Source organism: Asaia sp. SF2.1, assembly GCF_000505765.1.
GTDB classification, from domain to species: domain Bacteria; phylum Pseudomonadota; class Alphaproteobacteria; order Acetobacterales; family Acetobacteraceae; genus Asaia; species Asaia bogorensis.
On the sequence record NZ_AYXS01000023.1, the window covers coordinates 47,204 to 66,987 of the forward strand.

Below are 19,784 nucleotides of genomic sequence, written 5' to 3' on the forward strand. Positions count from 1 at the left end.
CCAACGAATACACGATCGCCGGCTTGCACTGGCCTGATGCCGGTTCTGTCTGCACAATCAGGGTGCGACACCTTCCCAAGCCCTTTGACGTGCCGCAATGCCATCAGCACAAACAGCGTGCCGGGCAGCGTGATCTTGCCCAGTTTTACGAATCAGACCCCATGGACGCCGAGCCTTGCGGCAGGACGGGCGAACCTAGCCGACGTTACGCAGGGGCGTCTGCGCCATTTCGGTGCGCAGGATATCAATCTGAAGCACTTCGCCCTGACGTTCAAAATACCAGAACGTCCAGCCGTTGCAGGATGGGGCGTTGGTCAGCAAGGCGCCCATCTTGTGAATGGAGCCACGATGCGAGCCGGAAACGAGGCTGCCATCGGGCATGACAATCGCGCTGACACGACGCTGGCGGTCGAATAGTTCGGTCCCGGCAGGTAAGGCCCCCTGCTCGACGAAGCTGCCAAACGGCACGCGCGGCATCTCGCGCTTGGCCGGAGTGATCGCCAGTTGCTCGTCAGAAAGACGCACCTCCGCTTCGACACGGGCACGTGCCGCCTCGATATAGTCGGGGTGCCGCTCGATACCGATAAACCGGCGCCCGAGGCGCTTTGCCATCGCCGCCGTTGTCCCGCTACCCGAGAACGGATCAAGAACAATATCATCCACGATAGTGGACGCAATCAGGACGCGATGAAGCAGGCTTTCCGGCTTCTGGGTCGGGTGCAGCTTCAGCCCGTGCGCGTTGCGCAGGCGCTCGTTGCCGGTGCATAGCGGCAGATACCAGTCGCTTCGCATCTGCATGTCATCATTCAGCGCCTTCATGGCCTGATAATTGAAGCGATATTTGCTTTCAGGTCCGCGCGCGGCCCAGATCAGGGTCTCATGGGCATTGGTGAAACGACGCCCCCTGAAATTGGGCATCGGATTGGCCTTGCGCCAGACGATGTCATTCAGGATCCAGAACCCCAGATCCTGCATGATCGCGCCCAGCCGGAACACGTTGTGATAGGACCCGATTACCCAGATCGTCCCGTCCTTGGTCAGGAGGCGACGGGCTTCGGTCAGCCATTCACGCGTGAAATTGTCGTAGGTCGCGTAATCGGCAAATTTGTCCCAGGCATCGTCCACACCATCGACCACGCTTTCATCCGGGCGGCGCAGTTCGCCGCGCAGCTGCAGGTTATACGGCGGATCGGCAAAAATGCAGTCGATGCTGGCATCAGGCAGGCCGCGCATCGTGTCGATGCACTCGCCACACAGGATCTGATCGAGAGGAAAATCCTGCATTAGATGGCTCCGGCCGAATGGGTGGCACCCGCAATATGGGCACGTATAGGGGCAAAATCGCGTCGGTGATGCGGCGTGACACCGGCTTCGCGCAGACCGGCCATATGGACAGCCGTGCCATAGCCCGCATTTTTCTCCCAGCCATAAGCGTTATGGCGTTCCGAGAGGCGAGCCATGAGGCGATCTCGCTTGACCTTGGCGATGATCGATGCCCCGGCAATGGAAAGGCTCTTGCGGTCGCCGCCAATGACAGCGATGGCCGGGCAACCCAATGCAGGCAGGCGATTGCCATCGACAAGGGCGAGGTCTGGAACGGCACCGAGATGCGTTAGGGCGCGCTGCATGGCAAGGTGGCAGGCTTTGCCGATATTGATCTGCTCGATTTCAGCCACCGATGCCGCTCCAAGCCCGATCCGGACTGAAGGGTGATCGATCAGCGCCGCATAAGCTGCCTCGCGACGACGGGCGCTCAGCTTCTTTGAATCATCGATCAGCACAGAGAGCGCCGCATCGGGCGGCTCGAGAAACATGAGTGCTGCCGCGATGACAGGTCCAGCAAGCGGGCCACGGCCCACCTCGTCCAGGCCGGCGACCCTCTTCTCCGGTGCCCCATTGGCAAGTTCGAGAGTGTAGTCCGGCATGGTGCAGTTACATGATCCCTGGCAGCTTGAAACAAGACAGACTGCCCGAGTCGCACAGTCCTGCGAATCGCTTTTGAATCACCCGAATCGCGCTGTAAACCCCTGTAATGCGTGAGTGAATCATTTTTGCCCGCAAAATGACAAAAGGGAGACCACATCGCTGCGATCTCCCTTCCTCCATCAGGTCTGCCCTTAGGTCTTACTTCTTCTTGGAGCGTCCGAAGAAAATTGCGCCAAGAATGGTGCCGACCAGAATGGCAACGCTGAGTGAAATCAGCGGGCGGTCCTGCACGAAGGCAGTCGCCTTTTCCAGAGTGGTCTCGGCATCGTCGTAAAGATCGGCGAATTCCTGCTGGGCCATGCCGGAAAGCTGATCGATCTTGCCTTCAGCCTGAAGCTTGGTATCGCCTGTCAGACCGCCGGCAGCGTCCTTCAGACGGCCCTTGGCTTCATCAAGCAGACCTTCGCCCTTTTTCTCTACTGCATCAGCCATTGTCATAATCCTTTCACTTAACGGTGCTCTAAACATCCGTGACGTTAGGACGAACGGCGCATGAGCAAAACGGTTTCCTCGACATCTTCGCCAAATTCCGCCTTCCCGAGCGACCGCATGTAACGTGGGATATTGTGAATTGTTTCGTGTTTGAACTAGAATTTAGCTGACGTCATGTTACGGCGGCCTCAAATAACGTATGTCTCAAACACCAGTAGGCGCATGTGTCCGCCTTTGGTTTGGGTGATGGAAGACGAGAAGAGATGACTGATCAGACGGGCCCTGACCGGACCCAGCCTGCGCGCCATGCTGCGCCCCACCCTTCCGCCTCGCCCGCGCCGGCAAGACCCCGGCGCAAGCGGCGCCTGCTTTTCATTATCGGCGGTCTGATTGTCCTGCTTCTTGCCGTCGCCTTCCTGCGCCCCCATTCACGCACGCATCATGCCGGTCGCGGTGGCCATCGCACCGGTGCCACCGCACAGGGCAACAGCGAGGCAACACCTGTCGCCGTGGCTGTGGTCAAGACGGGTGACATGCCCGAGGTCCTGACAGAGCTCGGTACCGTCGTGCCGATCACCAACGTGACCGTGCAGGCCCGCGTAAGCGGTTACATCATGAATGTGGCCTTCAAGGAAGGGCAACACGTCAAGGCCGGTGACGAGCTGGTGCTGATCGATCCGCGCCCCTATCAGGTAGCGCTGGAACAGCAGCTTGGCACACTGAAGCAGGATCAGGCCCAGCTGGCCGATGCCCGCATCAATGCCGGGCGTTACGACAAGCTGATCAAGCAGAACTCGATTGCCGCCATGACGGCCATCGATGCACAGTACAAGGTCCAGCAGCTTGAGGGCACCGTCAAGCTCGACCAGGCCAATGTCGATAATGCTCGCCTGAACCTGTATTACTGTCACATCATTGCGCCTGTTGATGGTCGTGTCGGCATCCGCGCTGTCGATATGGGCAATTACTTTACGGCGGGACAGTCAGGCGGTCTGACCATCCTCACGCAGATGCAGCCGATCTCCGTGATCTTCACCCTGCCGCAGGACCAGTTGCCGCAGGTCATGGACAGGCTGCGCGCTGTGGGCCAGCTTCCTGTCGATGCGTGGGATAGCGCGAACCTGAACAAGATCGCCTCCGGCACCGTCAAGGCGCTGGACAGCCAGATCGACACGGCTACAGGCACAGTGCGTATGCGCGCCATCTTCACCAATGAAGACGAGCACCTGTTCCCGAACCAGTTCGTCAATGCCCGTCTGCTGGTCGACACGCTGCATAACGTCATCCTGCTGTCGTCCAACGCGCTTCAGACTGGCCCGGATGGCCAGTTCGTCTATGTCGTGAAAGACGACAACACGGTTGAGGTCCGCAACGTCACGACCGGCATTGCCAGCAATGACGTGACGGTCATCAAGACGGGGCTCAAGCTGGGCGAGCGCGTAGTGACCGATGGCACCAATCATCTGCGCCCCGGTGCCAAGGTGAGCATCCCTGCTGACAATGCCAATGCCAATGCGTCGGATAACGGGAACAAGGGCGACACCAGCGCCACTCCCGCTCCTGCCGCCAAGCCCGCGCAGTAAGCCCGCCCATGAATCCTTCTCGTCTCTTCATCGATCGCCCGGTCGCCACATCGCTCCTGATGCTGGCGATCATGCTGACCGGCCTGCTCGGCTATCACTTCCTGCCGATCTCGGCCCTGCCCCAGGTGGAATATCCGACCATCACGGTCTCGACCTTCTATCCGGGCGCAGGCCCGGATGTGATGGCGACATCGGTCACGGCTCCGCTCGAAACGCAGCTCGGTCAGATGCCTGGCCTCGACCAGATGACCTCGCAGTCATCGGGCGGCGCTTCGGTCATCACGCTGCGCTTCGGGCTCGACATGTCGATGGATATTGCCGAGCAGGAAGTCCAGGCGGCCATCAACCAGTCCAACTCTCTTCTGCCGACCGACCTTCCGGCCCCGCCGATCTATGCCAAGGTCAACCCGGCTGACACCCCCGTCCTCACGCTGGGCATCACCTCGCGCACCATGCCCCTGACCGAGGTGCAGGATTATGTGAATACGCGGCTTCAGCAGCGTGTCAGCCAGATTTCGGGTGTGGGCCTTGTCACGCTTTCGGGTGGCAATCGCAAGGCCATACGCGTTCGGATCAACATTCCCAAGCTGACCTCCTACGGTATCGCCATCGATACGGTGCGCACCACCATCGGCACGGTCAACATCAACTCACCAACCGGCACGTTCGACGGCCCACATCGCTCGACCACGCTGCGCATCGACGGACAGATTTCATCTGTCGACCAGTTGATGAACCAGATCATCGCCTATCAGGATAACGGCCCGATCCGCCTGCGCGATGTGGGCACCGTGGTGCAGGGACCCGAGAATGACCAGCTTGCCGCCTGGTCGGACAAGACGCCCGCACTGATCCTGAACGTCCAGCGCCAGCCCGGCGCCAATGTGATTTCAGTGGTCGACAACGTGCTGGCGGTCCTGCCGCAGCTGCGCAAGACTCTGCCGCCCGGTATCGAGATCACCCCGCTCACCGACCGCACCACCACCATTCGCGCCTCGGTGGCAGATGTGGAATTCGAGCTCGGCATGGCCATGCTGCTCGTGGTGGCCGTGATCTTCGTGTTTCTGTTCAACGTGCCCGCCACCATCATTCCAAGCCTAAGCGTACCGCTCTCGCTTATCGGCACGTTGGCGGTGATGTATCTGCTCGATTTCTCGCTCGATAACCTCTCACTTATGGCTCTGACCATTGCGACGGGCTTCGTGGTGGATGACGCCATCGTGGTGATCGAAAACATCGCGCGCTACATCGAGATGGGAGAAGACCGCTATACCGCGGCCGTCAAGGGCTCGCAGGAGATCGGGTTTACCATCATCTCGCTGACGGTCTCGCTCATTGCCGTGCTTATCCCGCTGCTTTTCATGAGCGATGTGGTCGGTCGCCTGTTCCATGAATTTGCCATGACGCTGGCGATCACCATCGTGATCTCGGCCATCGTTTCCATTACGCTCGTGCCCATGATGTGCGCCCGTTTGCTCAGCGAGCGCGCCCATGACGAGCATGCCACCACCCGCTTCCAGCGCGTCGCCGCACGGGTTGGCAATGCCATCGAGCGCCTGATCGCCACCTATGCGCGCTGGCTCGATTTCGTGCTGCGTCACCAGACAGCGACCCTGCTCGTGGCGCTGGGCACCTTTGTGCTGACCGTGTTCCTTGCCGTGATCATCCCTAAGGGGTTCTTCCCCCGTCAGGATACAGGCGTGGTGCAGGGTATTACCCAGATGGCGCAGGCCATCTCATTCGACAGCATGAAGAAGCATCAGGAGGCGGTGATCGCCGCCGTGCTTGAAGATCCTGACGTTGCCAGCGTGTCGAGCTTCGTCGGTATCGACGGGCAGAACATGACGCTCAATGTCGGGCGTATGCTGATCAACCTCAAGCCGCTGGACCAGCGCAGCAGTGGGCTTTCTGCCATCCTCAAGCGTCTGGCCGAGCGGGGAAGCTCGACACCCGGTGCGCGGCTGTTCCTTCAGCCCGTGCAGGATCTGTCTCTCGATTCCACGGTGTCCGCCACGCAGTATCAGTTCCTGCTCGAGAACCCGGATTACGATACCTTCAAGACCTGGGTGCCCAAGCTCCTTACCGCCTTGCAGCAGGAACCCGCTCTGGCCGATGTCACCTCCGACCTGCAGGCCGAGGGGCTGGTCGCGCATGTCGACCTCGATCGTACCAATGGCGCACGCTACTCCATTACGCCGCAGACCATCGATAATCTGCTCTATGACAGCTACGGCCAGCGCCAGATCTCGACCATCTATACCCAGTCCAACCAGTATCGCGTGATCCTCGAAACTGAGCCGCGTTTCCAGCATGACCTAGCCAGCCTCGGCCAGCTTTACCTGCCTGGCATCTCCAGTGAGGCTGGCCAGAGCTCATCCGGCCCGACCCGTCTGCCCACCTCAGGTCTGGTGCCGCTGCATCAGGTAACCACCATCACCAAGGGCCTCGCCCCGCTACTCATCACGCATTTCGGCCAGTTCCCGGCCACCACCGTGTCCTTCAATGTGGCCGAGGGCTATTCGCTGGGTGCAGCAACGAATGCCATCGACCATGCAGCGTCGAGCATCGGTCTGCCTCCCGCTTTCCAGACGGCGTTCCAGGGCACGGCGGCTGCGTTCCGCTCCTCGCTGAGCAACGAGCTTTATCTGGTGATTGCGGCGCTTGTGGCGGTCTATATCGTGCTGGGCGTGCTCTATGAGAGCTTCATTCATCCGATCACCATCCTCTCCACCCTGCCCTCTGCCGCCATCGGCGCACTGCTGGCGCTCTCGCTTTGCGGCATGGATCTGGATGTCATGGGGATTATCGGCATTGTGCTGCTGATCGGCATCGTGAAGAAAAACGCCATCATGATGATCGACTTCGCGCTAGAGGCCGAGCGACTGGACGGGCTGGCACCTTTCGATGCCATCCGTCGTGCGGCGCTGCTGCGCTTTCGCCCGATCCTGATGACCACGCTGGCCGCCTTCTTCGGTGCCCTGCCCTTGATGCTCGGCCATGGCGTAGGATCCGAGCTGCGTCGCCCGCTCGGTGTGTCGATTGTGGGCGGGTTGCTGCTGTCGCAGCTTCTCACCCTCTTCACCACACCGGTCATCTACCTGATGATGGATCGCATCGCCGCCGCAACGCGTCGTCGTTTCGGGCTCCGCTCCATGTCTGAGCGCCTTGCGGAACAGGGTGGCGAGTGAATATCACCCGCCCCTTCATTCTGCGGCCCGTTGCGACCTCGCTCCTGACGGCCGCCATGCTCATTGCCGGAATGCTGGCCTACACCATGCTTCCGGTGGCCGATCTGCCCAATGTGGACATGCCGGTCATCATGGTGCAGGCGCAGCAATCGGGTGGCTCGCCTACCGAGATCGCAAGCACGATCGCAGCGCCGCTTGAGCGTCATCTGGGTGCTATTGCCGGGCTGAGCGAGATGACCTCGCAATCCATGGTCAATCAGGCCCGGATCATCCTGCAATTCGATCTGTCACGCGACATCAACGGGGCAGCGCGCGATGTCGAGGCTGCCTTGCAGGCCGCCCGTGCCGACCTGCCTACCACGCTGCGCACCAACCCCAGCTATCAGAAGGCCAATCCGAACGGCGCGCCCATCCTCGTGATGGCGCTCACCTCCCCCACCAAGACCCCGGCCATGCTGTACGATCAGGCCACGAACGTTCTGCAGCAGCAGCTTAGTCAGGTTCAGGGTGTCGGCGAGGTGGAAGTCGGTGGCGGTGCCCTCCCTGCCGTGCGCGTCGAGGTCAATCCGCTCCTGCTCTACAAATTCGGGATCAGCTTCGAGGATGTGCGCGCATCGCTGACCTCGGCCAATGCCCATACGCCCAAAGGCTTCATCGATCAGGGCGGCTATCGCTTTACGCTGGACACCAACGACCAGGCTGAGAAGGCCCAGGCCTATCGCGACCTGATCATCGCCTATCGCAATGCCCGCCCTGTCCGCCTGTCGAGTGTGGCCGAGGTCAATGACAGCGTGGAAAACCTGCGTACGCTCGGCGTCTATAACGGACAGCGTGCCGTGGTGGGGCTGGTCTTTGCTCAGGCAGGGGCGAACGTGGTCAAGACCACCGACGAGATCAAGGCGCGTCTGCCCCTTATCCGGGCGGCCCTACCCCCCGATATCGACCTGCATATTGCCGTTGATCGCTCCAAGACCATTCGCGCCGCGCTGGATGACACCAAGCTGACGCTCATCCTTGCCGTGGTGCTGGTGGTGCTGGTCGTGCTGGTGTTCCTGCAATCGGCCCCGGCCATTCTGGTCCCGGCGATTGTGGTGCCCACCTCCATCATCGCGACCTTCGCTGTCATGAAGCTGCTGGGCTACCAGCTCGACAACATGTCACTCATGGCGCTCACCATCTCCACCGGCTTCGTGGTTGATGATGCCATCGTGGTGCTCGAGAACATCACCCGTTATCTGGAGCAGGGTCTCTCGCCACTCAAGGCGGCGCTGATCGGCGCGGGTGAAGTGGCCTTTACGGTCGTCTCCATCACCCTCTCGCTTATTGCGGTGTTTGTGCCGATCATCCTTCTGGGCGGGATTGCCGGGCGACTGTTCCACGAATTCGCCATGACCATCTCGATCACCCTTGTGATCTCGATGATCCTGTCGCTGTCACTCACCCCCATGATCTGCGCCCTGCTGCTGCGCCCTGCAAAAGAAGGGCATCAGCGCGCACGTATCGCCATCTTCCTTGATCGGCAGATCACCCGTGTTACCGATGGCTATGTCGCCTCGCTCGACTGGTCTCTGCGCCATCGCTGGTTGATGCTTCTGACCCTGCCAGCCACCCTGTTCATCGCAGGTGCGCTTTTCGTGAAGATGCCCAAGGGCTTCTTCCCGGATGAAGATACCGGCATGATGATGGGCCATATCATCGGCGATCAGTCATCGTCATTCAGCCAGATGAGCGGCAAGACCTATGAGGTAGCCAGGACCGTCTCGAAAGATCGCGATGTCGCCGCCATCGTCGGTTTTCTGGGCGGTCGTCAGGCCAATCAGGCCAATCTCTTTGCCTCGCTCAAGGACAAATCCGCTCGTAGCGACACGGTCACCCAGACCATCGAACGCCTGGGCCGCAAGTTCAGCCATATGGTCGGCGCCGAGATTTTCTTCATGGCACCCGGTGCCGTAAGAGCGGGTGCCCGTGGCGGCAATGCCTCTTACCAGTATGCCCTGCAAGGCCCCGATGCCGATGAGCTTTTCACCCTCACCCCCAAGGTGGTGGAAGCCTTCCAGAAAATTCCGGGGCTTATGGATGTCTCCTCCGATCTGAGCGAAGGCGGCTCGGCACTTGATGTGAAGATCAACCGCGACCTGTCGTCACGTTTCCAGATTACCCCACAACTTGTCTCGAATATCCTGTTCGATGCCTATGGGCAGCGTGCTGCCTCAGTCATCTACAAGCCGATCAACCAGTATCGTGTGATCATGGAAGCCGCGCCACGCTTCTGGCGGGACCCCAACACGCTACAGCAGGTCTGGATCAGCACCTCGGGCGGTACGGCCTCAGGCAGCGTCGCGTCGAACCGCATCCGCGTTGTCACGACCAGCACGGCCTCAAGCAGCGTCTCGACCGCCGATTCCAACTACCAGAACCAGATGGCCAACAGTCTGGCCGGCGGTAGCAATGCCTCTTCGGGCTCGGCAGTTGCGACCAGCGCAGAGACTATGGTGCCGCTCAGCCTGACCTCGCATATCATTCCGGGCACCACGGCCCTGAGCGTGAACCATCAGGGACAATCGGTGGCCACCACCATTTCGTTCAACCTCAAGCAGGGCGTGTCACTGGGTGATGCGGTGACGGCCATCAATGCTGCACTGATCAAGCTGCATGTGCCCTCAGATATTCAGGGTGGCTTTGCCGGTAATGCCGCCCTGTTCCAGAAATCGGTCAATGACGAGCCCCTGCTCATCCTCGCGGCCCTGGCCGCGGTCTATATTGTGCTGGGCGTGCTCTATGAGAGCCTCGTGCACCCGCTCACCATTCTCTCCACGCTGCCTTCCGCCGGGGTCGGGGCCATTCTGGCGCTCCAGATCTTTGGTGAAGAGTTCTCGCTGATCGCGATGATCGGCGTGATCCTGCTGATTGGCATCGTCAAGAAAAACGCCATCATGCTGATCGATTTCGCCATGCAAGCCCAGCGCGACGGCGCCACCCCCGAAGAAGCCATTCGTCAGGCCAGCGCCCTGCGCTTTCGCCCCATCATCATGACCTCGCTCGCCGCAGCGCTGGGTGCAGTTCCGTTGATCATTGCCAATGGCTATGGTGCAGAATTGCGCCGCCCTCTGGGTATTTCCATTCTCGGCGGTCTGGTCGTCAGTCAGGCCCTCACCCTTTACAGCACGCCTGCCGTTTTCCTGACGCTCGATGCGATGGGACGCAGGATCTCACGGTTCTTCCACTCCACCTCCATGCTTTTCCGCCGGCACCATCAGGATCAGACCCAAGGATGACTTTCTCCCCGTCTCGCTCAGCCCGACGCCTGTCCCTCCTTGCTGCATGTTGCACGCCCCTGCTTTCAGGCTGCTTCATGGTGGGGCCTGACTACCATCGTCCCCATGCGGTGATTTCGGCCAAGTTCAAGGAAGCCCCCAAGCCGCCTGCAGGCTGGGGTGTCGCCCAGCCCCAGTTGGCCGAGGCGCCAAAAGGTGCGTGGTGGGAAGTCTATCACGATCCCCAGCTGAACTGGCTTGAGTCGCAGGTCGCGATCTCCAACCAGAACGTGAAGCAATATGAGGCGCAGTATCGCAAGGCCGAGGCGACCATCGATTCCATTCGCGCCCAGCTCTTCCCCACGCTTTCCGGCTCATTCAGTTTCAGCCGTAACGCCCAGGGTAGCGGCTCACGAAGCGCCAGTTCCGGGTCTGTGGTCAATTACTCCACCACGACCACAGTCAATACATGGAATACCGGGCCTTCTGCCTCCTGGACGCTCGATGTCTGGGGCCGTATCCGTCGCCAGATCCAGCAGCAGGTGACGGCCACCCAGGCGAGCGCGGCTGATCTCGCCAATGCGCAGCTGTCCTATCAGTCCCAGCTGGCCAATGCGTATTTCAACCTGCGTTATCAGGACAGCCTGAAGAAGCTCTACCTCGATAATGTGGGCTATTTCCGTCAGGCGCTCAGCATCGTGCAAAATCAGGTCGATGCCGGCGTAACGGACCCGAGTGCGCTCTGGCAGGCACGGTATCAGTTGCAACAGACCGAGGCGCAGGCCACTCAGGCCGGGATCACACGGGCCCAATACGAACATGCCATAGCCGTTCTGATTGGTCGCGCCCCTGCCGATCTGACCATTCCCGTCGGGGCTCTGCCCCTTACCCTGCCCACAGCGCCCAGTGCCGTGCCGTCGGTGCTTCTGCAGCGCCGCCCCGATATCGCAGCCGCCGAACGCAATATGGAAGGGTATAATGCCGAGATCGGCTATTATATCGCCGCCTTCTATCCAGAGATCTCGGTCAGCGCGACCTATGGGTATAGCGGCAACCCGCTTCAAACGCTGATCCAGGCAGCCACGCGCTTCTGGTCGCTCGGCGCGTCATCGACCGAGACCCTGTTCAATGGCGGCGCACGCAGCGCGGCCGTGCTCAGCGCCCGGGCCGATTACGATGCCTCGGTGGCGACCTATCGCCAGACCGTGCTGAGCGCGCTGCAGGGTGTTGAGGATAATCTGTCGAACCTGCGTATCCTTGACGAGCAGCTGGCTCAGCAGGATGTCGCCGTCAAGTCCGCTCAGGAAGCCGTCCGTGTCTCTCTCAATGAATACATGGCCGGTACCCAGACGTACACGACCGTCCTGACCAGCCAGCAGAATGCCCTGAATTACGAAGTTCAGGCTCTTGGTATTCACCAAAGCCAGGCGATCGCCCATGTTGATCTGATTGTGGCCCTCGGCGGCGGCTGGGATGTCTCGCAGCTCCCCAGCAAGGCCTCACTGCAGACCAATAACCCGCTACTGCCGGAATTCCTGTCCAAGACGAAGCAGTAAGCCCCATCCCGCGTTTTCGGCTCGGCACTACGAGCAAATAAAAAAGGGGAGAGCCTCTCGGCTCTCCCCTTTTTGCTGTGGGATCACTGATAGGCTCAAGTCACGGCCTTGCCGACAAAGACGGCAATGACCAGGAAAAGCACAAACAGGGCGATGAAGAGGAAGAACAGGATTTTCGCGATCCCCGCCGAAGCTGCCGAGATACCGGTGAATCCGAAGAGCCCTGCAATCAGGGAGATGATCAGGAAGAAGATGGCGAGCTTTAGCATAGCGAAACCCTTTTTAGTTCTGTCCGGGGTCAACGCGAAGTCGCAACGAAAGTTCACCCTGACGCCGTACTGGTGACAGACGCCCGGTCAGTGCGTGTGAGGAAACACAAACACGACAGCAAATTCCTCGCACCATAGCTCCATCGTCTCGCTGAATTGGTTTAGACGACGGAAATAACGCTCATGCTCGCCCCGCCAATAGGCGAGGCTCCGGTCGCCCTCGCCTTCCTTGGCCGCAAAAACTTCATCCACGTCACAATAGCGTCGTTTCTCGAGAGCCACCGTGCGGGTGATGACACGGGGCTGGTCCCTGCCGTCACAGACGACGCTCAACTTCCCGATATGGGTTTGCTGCCCGTCGCAGGCGGCCCAGCATGTACCGGTCTTGATCCCGCGGATAACGAGGCCAAGAAGTTCATCGGCAAGAGCCGGACTGTCGCCGAAGGAAAAGCGATCGAAGCTTTCCCATCCTGACGGCGGTGAAGAGACAGGGTCAGTCATCCAGACAAAGAAAAGGCGCCGTCGACAGATGTCAACGGCGCCTCGCCATGTCGGTACAGGAGGAATTGAACCCTTAGTGTCCGACGGCCGTCATGTTCTCACCACGGGCGAGCGCTTCCTGCGTATAACGACGCGCCTCATCCGAGATACGGAGCGTGATCGTCATACCGGCGGCTGCCAGATAGATCAGGGCAAAGGCCCAGATGATCCCTTCCATGCCAAAACCGAACACACTCTCGCAGATGCCGGCAATGGCCGGGCCAACCCAGGTGCTCGCACCGGCACCCAAACCAAGGATCGAAAGCGCAGCCGCCTTCTCCTTGGGGCAAATCTGCGGCATCAGGCCGGAGAGCGGAACGAAGGCAGCGACGGTCGCGCCGTAGAAAATGCCAACAGCCGCAGCAGCCGCGAAGTTACCGGGATACCAGACCGGGATATAATAGAAGAGCGGGATCGAAACGAAGCCACCGATACCACCGAACACCGAGACGATGAAGCGGTGTCCAAGCGCATCGGCCAGCATACCCGAGACGAGATTGAACAGGATGTTGCTGAGGAAGATCAGCGACAACAGGTTCAACCACTGGCCCTGTGTAAAACCAAGGTGATCGATGAAGAACGCCGGCATGATCGCGAGGAACGCGTATTCCGACGACGTGTCGATGGTGCGCACGATACCGGCGATCAGTGTCTTGGGCTCGCGCCACATGATGCTGATCGACCCGAAGAAAATGTCGCGTGTGCTCACATGATCGGGCAGCAGACGCTTCTTCCCGGTTGGTTCATGGGTAAAGAGCAACGCCACCAGACCGCCAAGGATTACGAGACCAAGCGAGCACCAGAACGTTGCCAACTCGCCAATTGCGGGGATGGCATAACGGGCGAACTGCGAACCGAGTGTGGGCAGACCGGCGGAGAAGGAGAACCAGAACCAGCCAGCCGCCGAGCCCAGCATCGTAGCCGGTGTCGCAGCCGCGATCCAGACGAGGAACCCGTAGGCGAAGAGCGGATAGGCGAAGCCGCGCAGCGTGTAGAAGAGGAGCGTCATTGTGAAGTTGTTCGGGCCAAGACCCAGAGCAAGAAGCCCAACCTCAAGCACGGACCAAAGGATCAATCCAATCCACATCACACGCTTTGGGCCGTAGAGGTCCGACAGCGGCCCGGAAAACCAGGCCGAAATCATGACCGTGATACCATAGGTCGTGAAGAGAAGATTCACGTCGCCCTGGGTGTGCCCGTTATGGAGCATGAATGTATCAAGGTATCCCGCCTCGACACCGTCACCGATCATGAACAAAAGTAGACCGACGAAGCCGAAAAAGAGAGGGCGTGGAATACCGAGGATCTCTGCGATCCCGCGTCTCTGGGTGGTGCTTGCCTCAGACAAAGAAGCTCTCCTGTATCTACACGCAGCGCGAGCGTACCGGGCCTCATTGCCCGGATCGGCATGGGATGCGCGGTGACTGGTCCTACGAGAGTGCTCGGACCGTTGAAAAAGCCAGATCCCGCCAACGCAGGAAAACGTCCGGATATCCATGCAGAATATCGAAACTGGCCCCCCGACCCCATGATAGGAAGGATCGGTATCGAAACTGATCAAAAATCCTGCTTTGAAAGGTAGGATTGATGTGTTTGCGTATTGGAGGATTGTTTAAACGATTGGACAGAATTTTGTAAGTCCAAATGAAAAAGGCCGGGCAGTTTCCTGCCCAGCCTCTCCATTGGCGTTCCGATCCTTCGGGATCAGGCAGCCATCGGCTCTTCACCGGACTGGTTGAACACCGGGCCGCTATCCTTGCCCTTGGCATCAGCGTCACGGTCGACCATCTCGACAACGGCCATGTCAGCGTTGTCGCCGTAGCGGACGCCGGCCTTCAGGACGCGGGTGTAACCACCCGAGCGGCCCTGATAGCGCTCTGCAATGGTCGAGAACAGCTTGGTGACGATGGTTTCGTCGCGCAGCTGTGCGAAAGCCTGACGACGAGCGTGCAGCGTGCCACGCTTGCCGAGGGTGATCAGCTTCTCGACGATCGGGCGAATTTCCTTCGCCTTGGGCAGCGTCGTCGTGATCTGCTCGTGCTTGATGATAGCCACGGCCATGTTGCGGAACATGGCTGCGCGGTGGGTCGAGGTTACGTTGAGCTTACGCCCAGCAACACCATGACGCATGATAGGGTTTCCTTACTCTGCTTTCTACCGGATAGGGCTCAGAACGTCTCGTCGAGACGCTTTGCCAGATCCTCAATGTTCTCGGGAGGCCAGGCCGGAACATTCATGCCCAGCGACAGACCCATGGAAGTCAGGACTTCCTTGATTTCATTCAGCGACTTACGACCGAAATTCGGCGTACGCAGCATTTCCTGCTCAGACTTCTGAACCAGATCGCCGATATAGACGATGTTGTCGTTCTTCAGGCAGTTGGCGCTACGCACCGACAGCTCGAGCTCATCAACCTTGCGAAGCAGGTTGCGGTTGAACGGCAGATCGTCACGCGGCTCTTCCTGACGCACCGGACGCGGCTCGTCAAAGTTGATGAAGAGCTGGAGCTGGTCCTGCAGGATGCGGGCGGCCAGAGCCAGGCTGTCTTCCGGGGTAACCGCGCCATTCGTCTCGACCGTGAGCAGCAGCTTGTCATAGTCGGTGACCTGACCCACGCGGGTCGGCTCAACCTTGTACGACACCTTGCGCACCGGGGAGTAGATCGCATCGATGGGGATGAGCCCGATCGGCGCGTCTTCCGGACGGTTGGCAGCGGCCGGAACATAGCCCTTGCCCATGTTCACGGTGAATTCCATGCCCAGCTTCACGCCGTCATCGAGCGTGCAGATGACCAGGTCGGGGTTCATGATTTCGATGTCATGACCGGCCTGGATCTGGCCTGCACGCACCTCGCCGGGGCCCGTAGCCGTCAGCACCATGCGCTTGGGGCCTTCGCCATGCATGCGCAGGGCAAGCTGCTTGATGTTCAGCACGATGTCCGTCACGTCCTCACGGACGCCCGGCACGGACGAGAACTCATGCAGCACGCCGTCGATCTGGATCGCGGTGACGGCAGCGCCCTGCAGCGAGGAGAGCAGCACGCGACGGATCGCGTTGCCGAGCGTCATGCCAAAACCACGCTCCAGCGGCTCGGCAATCACCGTGGCTGTCTGCGTGGGCACGGAGCCGGGCGCGACTTCCAGCTTTTCCGGCTTGATAAGGGACTGCCAGTTCTTCTGGAGGACCAATGTCGTGGCCTTTCAAACAACTTGTCCCGCTGGGGACCAACGGAACATCAACCGCGCCGGAGCGCGGTCAGAACGTGCCGGTGGCCTCCCCCGAGAGAGAAACCACCTACGGACGGGTGGTGACAGACAACCGGCCCCCGAAGGGGCCGGAGCCAATCAGACGCGACGACGCTTGCGCGGACGGCAGCCGTTATGCGGCACCGGGGTCATGTCGCGGATCGACGTGATGGAGAACCCGACGGCCTGAAGGGCACGCAGGGCGCTCTCACGGCCCGAACCCGGACCCGAAACTTCGATTTCCAGCGTCTCCATGCCGTGGTCGCGTGCTTTGCGGCCTGCGTCTTCGGCGGCAACCTGTGCGGCATACGGCGTGGACTTACGCGAGCCCTTGAAGCCCTGCGCGCCAGCCGAAGACCATGCAATCGAGTTGCCCTGGGCGTCGGAAATGGTGATCATGGTGTTGTTGAACGTCGAAAGAACGTGCGCGACACCGGAGATGATGTTCTTGCGCTCCTTCTTACGGATACGCGGAGTTGCGGCCTTGGCCATGATGAGGTCGTCCTGTCAAACTTGGCAATGAGCGAAGGGCAGAGGACAGCCTGAAGGCCGCCACTCGCCACGATCCGCCTAAGATGCGCGAATTAGCGCGTCGCTTTCTTCTTACCGGCAATCGCCACGGCCTTACCCTTACGGGTACGGGCATTCGTGTGCGTACGCTGGCCGCGCACCGGCAGACCACGACGGTGACGCAGACCACGATAGCAACCAAGGTCCATCAGACGCTTGATGTTCATCGCGGTTTCGCGGCGGAGGTCACCCTCGACGCGGTAATCGCCATCAATCAGTTCGCGGATCTTCACGATCTCATCGTCGCTCAGCTCGTTGACGCGCTTCGCTTCAGGTACTTCGAGCTTCGAGCAGATTGCCTTCGCCGTCGACGGACCAATGCCGTAGATGTAGCTCAGGGCAATGACTACCCGCTTGTTCGTCGGAATATTTACGCCGGCAATACGCGCCACGCCACTCACTCCCTGCCTGACCGGAAGGTCAGGCTCTCTTTCTGCTTCGACCCATGTCATGGGCCAGTTCAATCGAAACTGTTCAATCCGCCAAAGAATCGAACGCCTCACGGGCGACGATTAACGCGACTGACAGCACCTGTGTCGAGGGCGCGCAATATATCGAGCACCCCCCTTGAGTCAAATAAAACCGTTCACTTTTGAGTGATCGACCCTATCCGACTTATTTTGTAAGCCCAAGAGCCGCGACGATAGCCTGATGCACCGTCTCGACATTCTGCATACCATCAATGCGACGCAGACGCCCCGCATTCTCATAATAGGGCAGAATAGGCGCCGTCTGGTCACGATAGACCTGTATACGACGACGGACCGTGTCAGGTTCATCATCGGCACGTCGTGAGCCATCCGGCGCACGTCGCTCAGCCAGCCGGGCCACGATCTGCTCGGCATCGACTTCGAGCAGCAGCACCGCATCGATTTTCATGTCGCGCGAGGCCAGCATCGCGTCCAGCGCCTCTGCCTGGCTCTCGGTGCGCGGGAATCCATCGAGGATGAACCCGTTCGCGCAATCGGCCTGCAGGGTGCGACTTTTGATCAGGTCGATCATCACCGGGTCCGGCACAAACTGTCCGGACTCGACGATCGACTTCACATTGAGACCCAACGGCGTTCCTGCGGCCATCTCGGCGCGCAGCATATCGCCCGTCGAGATCTGCTTCAGGCCGTATTCCTGCTCGAGACGCTGGGCCTGCGTTCCCTTGCCCGCGCCAGGCGGGCCAAGAAGGATGATGTTCATCGACGGCGCACTCCCCTGCCAGCCTCAGCCTTGCCGTTCCCACGACCACGCTGCTTGCGGATAAGGCCCTGATAGCGATGAGCCACCAGATGCGACTGTACCTGCGTCATGGTGTCGATCGTGACCGACACGATAATGATCAGACTCGTTCCACCGAAGTAGAAAGGCACGTTGTAGCGGCTGATCAGAATCTGAGGCAGCAAGCAGACCGCAACGAGGTAGAGCGCACCGATGGTCGTCAGGCGTGAGAGGATACGGTCGAAATAACGCGCCGTGTTCGAGCCGGGTCGAATACCCGGCACGAAGCCACCCTGCTTACGCAGATTCTCGGCAGTCTCTTCAGGGTTGAAGGTCACCGCAGCATAGAAATACGAGAAGAACAGGATCATTGCTGCATAGAACAGCATGTAGAGCGGCTGCCCCTGCCCCAGTTCCTGACCTAGCGTGTTGAGCCAGCCCGGAAGCCCCTTGCCGTTCATGAAGCCTGCAATCGTCACAGGAATCAGCAGGACAGAGGAGGCGAAGATGGGCGGGATTACGCCAGCCGTATTGACCTTGAGCGGCATATGCGACGAATCGCCGCCAAACATACGGCTGCCGACCTGACGCTTGGGATACTGGATGACCACCCGGCGCTGCGCCTGCTCCATGAACACTATGAACGCAATGGTCGCCCCGGCAAGCACCAGGAACAGCAATACGAAGAACGGCGAGAGAGCGCCCGTGTAGCCAAGCTGGAACAGGCTGGCGAGCGCGTGAGGCAGGTTAGCCACGATGCCGGCAAAGATGATCAGCGAGATGCCGTTACCCACACCACGCGACGTGATCTGCTCACCCAGCCACATCAGGAACATGGTTCCGCCCACAAGGGTCACCACGCAGGACAGGATGAAGAACGGGCCGGGCGCCACGACCGCCAGCGCACCGGTCTTGCTGGTCATGTGCTCAAGCCCCATGGCGATGCCATAAGCCTGAAACAGGGCGATCAGCACAGTCAGGTAACGCGTGTAGGCGTTGAGCTTCTTCCGGCCCTGATCACCCTCTTTCTTAAGTGCCTCAAGCGAAGGCAGCGCCGTCGAAAGCAACTGCACGATGATCGATGCGCTGATGTAAGGCATGATGTTCAGGGCGAACACAGTCATACGCCCAAGCGCACCACCGGTGAACATATCGAACATGCCGATGATGCCGCCCTGATTCTGGTTCAGGAGCTGACCCATCACGGTCGCATCGACGCCGGGAACCGGGATGTAGGTTCCCAGACGATAGATGATGAGCGCGCCCAGGGTGAACCAGATGCGCTTTTTGAGCTCGGTCGCCTTGGAGAACGAACTCAGATTGAGATTGGCGGCAAGCTGCTCGGCTGCGGAGGCCATCCACCGGTCCTTTCAACAAAAACAGCGTCGCCGCAGGCGCGGGACGCTGTTCAGGATTACCGTCGTTCGTCGCGCACGAAAAGGTGCGCGATGAGCGTTTCGGGCGATCAGGCTTCTGCCGGAGCTTCAGCCTTGGCGGCAACCTTGACAGAGCCACCAGCCTTCTCGACAGCCGCAATCGCGGTTGCCGAAGCGCCGGAAACTTCAACGGTCACGGCGCGGGTCAGCTCGCCCTTTGCCAGCAGGCGGATACCGGCATACTTGCCAGTGCCCACCAGACCAGCGGCGCGCAGAGCCTCTTCCGTGATCGTCGCGTCTGCCTGAAGCTTGCCATCAGCCAGTGCACGGTCGATCGCACCCAGGTTCACAGGAGCAAATTCCTTGCGGAAAATGTTCTTGAACCCACGCTTCGGCATACGACGGTACAGCGGAAGCTGACCACCCTCGAAGCCGTTCAGCGAGACGCCTTCACGAGCCTTCTGACCCTTGACGCCACGACCGGAGGTCTTGCCTTTGCCTGAGCCGATACCACGGCCCAGACGTTTCTTGCGGTAACGCGCACCGGCGTTATCGCGCAGTTCATTGAGGTTCATA

17 protein-coding genes are annotated in these 19,784 nt (G+C 60.0%); 4 read left to right on the top strand and 13 right to left on the bottom strand.

Features of this window, described 5'->3' with window-relative positions; genetic code table 11:
* Positions 1-195: 195 nt before the first annotated feature.
* The 3 genes from P792_RS29650 to P792_RS29660 form a co-directional block, all read right to left on the bottom strand.
* The gene (locus P792_RS29650; protein WP_023978969.1) at positions 196-1,284 is read right to left on the bottom strand and encodes a DNA methyltransferase; all 1,089 of its coding nucleotides are present in this window, start codon (positions 1,282-1,284) and stop codon (positions 196-198) included.
* The gene (locus P792_RS29655; protein WP_023978970.1) at positions 1,284-1,925 is read right to left on the bottom strand and encodes a ribonuclease HII; all 642 of its coding nucleotides are present in this window, start codon (positions 1,923-1,925) and stop codon (positions 1,284-1,286) included. Before P792_RS29655 ends, P792_RS29650 begins: the two co-directional genes overlap by 1 nt.
* 199 nt (positions 1,926-2,124) lie before the next feature.
* Positions 2,125-2,418 carry a CsbD family protein gene (locus P792_RS29660; RefSeq protein WP_023978971.1) on the bottom strand — a complete coding sequence of 98 codons (294 nt, stop codon included), beginning with the start codon at positions 2,416-2,418 and terminating at the stop codon, positions 2,125-2,127.
* A gap of 263 nt (positions 2,419-2,681) precedes the next feature.
* Here P792_RS29660 and P792_RS29665 point away from each other — a divergent pair, with 263 nt between their 5' ends.
* From P792_RS29665 to P792_RS29680, 4 genes are read left to right on the top strand one after another with little or no spacing between them, the layout of a single operon-like run.
* A complete protein-coding gene (locus P792_RS29665) occupies positions 2,682-4,001 on the top strand; it encodes an efflux RND transporter periplasmic adaptor subunit (RefSeq protein WP_023978972.1) in 1,320 nt (439 codons plus the stop codon).
* 8 nt (positions 4,002-4,009) lie between these two features.
* Positions 4,010-7,189 carry an efflux RND transporter permease subunit gene (locus P792_RS29670; protein WP_023978973.1) on the top strand — a complete coding sequence of 1,060 codons (3,180 nt, stop codon included), beginning with the start codon at positions 4,010-4,012 and terminating at the stop codon, positions 7,187-7,189.
* Positions 7,186-10,464, top strand: coding sequence for an efflux RND transporter permease subunit (locus P792_RS29675; RefSeq protein WP_023978974.1), 3,279 nt, complete (start codon positions 7,186-7,188; stop codon positions 10,462-10,464). The genes P792_RS29670 and P792_RS29675 overlap by 4 nt, the downstream gene beginning before the upstream one ends.
* The gene (locus tag P792_RS29680; RefSeq protein ID WP_023978975.1) at positions 10,461-11,999 is read left to right on the top strand and encodes an efflux transporter outer membrane subunit; all 1,539 of its coding nucleotides are present in this window, start codon (positions 10,461-10,463) and stop codon (positions 11,997-11,999) included. The genes P792_RS29675 and P792_RS29680 overlap by 4 nt, the downstream gene beginning before the upstream one ends.
* A 95-nt stretch (positions 12,000-12,094) precedes the next feature.
* Here the strand turns inward: P792_RS29680 and P792_RS36620 are convergent, their stop codons facing one another.
* The 10 genes from P792_RS36620 to rplO all read right to left on the bottom strand — a co-directional run bounded on the left by P792_RS36620 (position 12,095) and on the right by rplO (position 19,783).
* Positions 12,095-12,268 carry a DUF1328 domain-containing protein gene (locus P792_RS36620; protein ID WP_023978976.1) on the bottom strand — a complete coding sequence of 58 codons (174 nt, stop codon included), beginning with the start codon at positions 12,266-12,268 and terminating at the stop codon, positions 12,095-12,097.
* An 87-nt stretch (positions 12,269-12,355) separates the two neighbouring features.
* A complete protein-coding gene (locus P792_RS29690; protein WP_023978977.1) occupies positions 12,356-12,769 on the bottom strand; it encodes an ASCH domain-containing protein in 414 nt (137 codons plus the stop codon).
* Positions 12,770-12,842: 73 nt separating this feature from the next.
* Positions 12,843-14,156: an MFS transporter gene (locus tag P792_RS29695; RefSeq protein WP_023978978.1), complete on the bottom strand. Its 1,314-nt coding sequence runs from the start codon at positions 14,154-14,156 to the stop codon at positions 12,843-12,845.
* 356 nt (positions 14,157-14,512) lie between these two features.
* On the bottom strand, positions 14,513-14,938 hold the full coding sequence (gene rplQ / locus P792_RS29700; RefSeq protein ID WP_023978979.1) for a 50S ribosomal protein L17: 426 nt from the start codon (positions 14,936-14,938) through the stop codon (positions 14,513-14,515).
* 38 nt (positions 14,939-14,976) lie between these two features.
* On the bottom strand, positions 14,977-15,996 hold the full coding sequence (locus tag P792_RS29705; protein ID WP_023978980.1) for a DNA-directed RNA polymerase subunit alpha: 1,020 nt from the start codon (positions 15,994-15,996) through the stop codon (positions 14,977-14,979).
* A gap of 156 nt (positions 15,997-16,152) precedes the next feature.
* Complete coding sequence (rpsK, locus tag P792_RS29710) at positions 16,153-16,545, bottom strand: 30S ribosomal protein S11 (RefSeq protein ID WP_023978981.1); 393 nt, start codon at positions 16,543-16,545, stop codon at positions 16,153-16,155.
* A 92-nt stretch (positions 16,546-16,637) separates the two neighbouring features.
* Entirely contained in the window at positions 16,638-17,015 is a 378-nt protein-coding gene (gene rpsM / locus P792_RS29715) for a 30S ribosomal protein S13 (RefSeq protein WP_023978982.1), read from the bottom strand.
* A 223-nt stretch (positions 17,016-17,238) separates the two neighbouring features.
* Entirely contained in the window at positions 17,239-17,814 is a 576-nt protein-coding gene (locus P792_RS29720; RefSeq protein WP_023978983.1) for an adenylate kinase, read from the bottom strand.
* The gene (secY, locus tag P792_RS29725; RefSeq protein ID WP_023978984.1) at positions 17,811-19,190 is read right to left on the bottom strand and encodes a preprotein translocase subunit SecY; all 1,380 of its coding nucleotides are present in this window, start codon (positions 19,188-19,190) and stop codon (positions 17,811-17,813) included. The genes P792_RS29720 and secY overlap by 4 nt, the downstream gene beginning before the upstream one ends.
* A 107-nt stretch (positions 19,191-19,297) precedes the next feature.
* Entirely contained in the window at positions 19,298-19,783 is a 486-nt protein-coding gene (rplO, locus tag P792_RS29730) for a 50S ribosomal protein L15 (RefSeq protein WP_023978985.1), read from the bottom strand.
* Position 19,784 lies beyond the last annotated feature (1 nt).

Coding starts and splice junctions, on each gene's coding strand:
- P792_RS29650 (WP_023978969.1), bottom strand. CDS start 1,284: ATGCAGGATTTTCCTCTCGATCAGATCCTGTGTGGCGAGTGCATCGAC.
- P792_RS29655 (WP_023978970.1), bottom strand. CDS start 1,925: ATGCCGGACTACACTCTCGAACTTGCCAATGGGGCACCGGAGAAGAGG.
- P792_RS29660 (WP_023978971.1), bottom strand. CDS start 2,418: ATGGCTGATGCAGTAGAGAAAAAGGGCGAAGGTCTGCTTGATGAAGCC.
- P792_RS29665 (WP_023978972.1), top strand. CDS start 2,682: ATGACTGATCAGACGGGCCCTGACCGGACCCAGCCTGCGCGCCATGCT.
- P792_RS29670 (WP_023978973.1), top strand. CDS start 4,010: ATGAATCCTTCTCGTCTCTTCATCGATCGCCCGGTCGCCACATCGCTC.
- P792_RS29680 (WP_023978975.1), top strand. CDS start 10,461: ATGACTTTCTCCCCGTCTCGCTCAGCCCGACGCCTGTCCCTCCTTGCT.
- P792_RS36620 (WP_023978976.1), bottom strand. CDS start 12,268: ATGCTAAAGCTCGCCATCTTCTTCCTGATCATCTCCCTGATTGCAGGG.
- P792_RS29690 (WP_023978977.1), bottom strand. CDS start 12,769: ATGACTGACCCTGTCTCTTCACCGCCGTCAGGATGGGAAAGCTTCGAT.
- rplQ (WP_023978979.1), bottom strand. CDS start 14,938: ATGCGTCATGGTGTTGCTGGGCGTAAGCTCAACGTAACCTCGACCCAC.
- rpsK (WP_023978981.1), bottom strand. CDS start 16,545: ATGGCCAAGGCCGCAACTCCGCGTATCCGTAAGAAGGAGCGCAAGAAC.
- P792_RS29720 (WP_023978983.1), bottom strand. CDS start 17,814: ATGAACATCATCCTTCTTGGCCCGCCTGGCGCGGGCAAGGGAACGCAG.
- secY (WP_023978984.1), bottom strand. CDS start 19,190: ATGGCCTCCGCAGCCGAGCAGCTTGCCGCCAATCTCAATCTGAGTTCG.
- rplO (WP_023978985.1), bottom strand. CDS start 19,783: ATGAACCTCAATGAACTGCGCGATAACGCCGGTGCGCGTTACCGCAAG.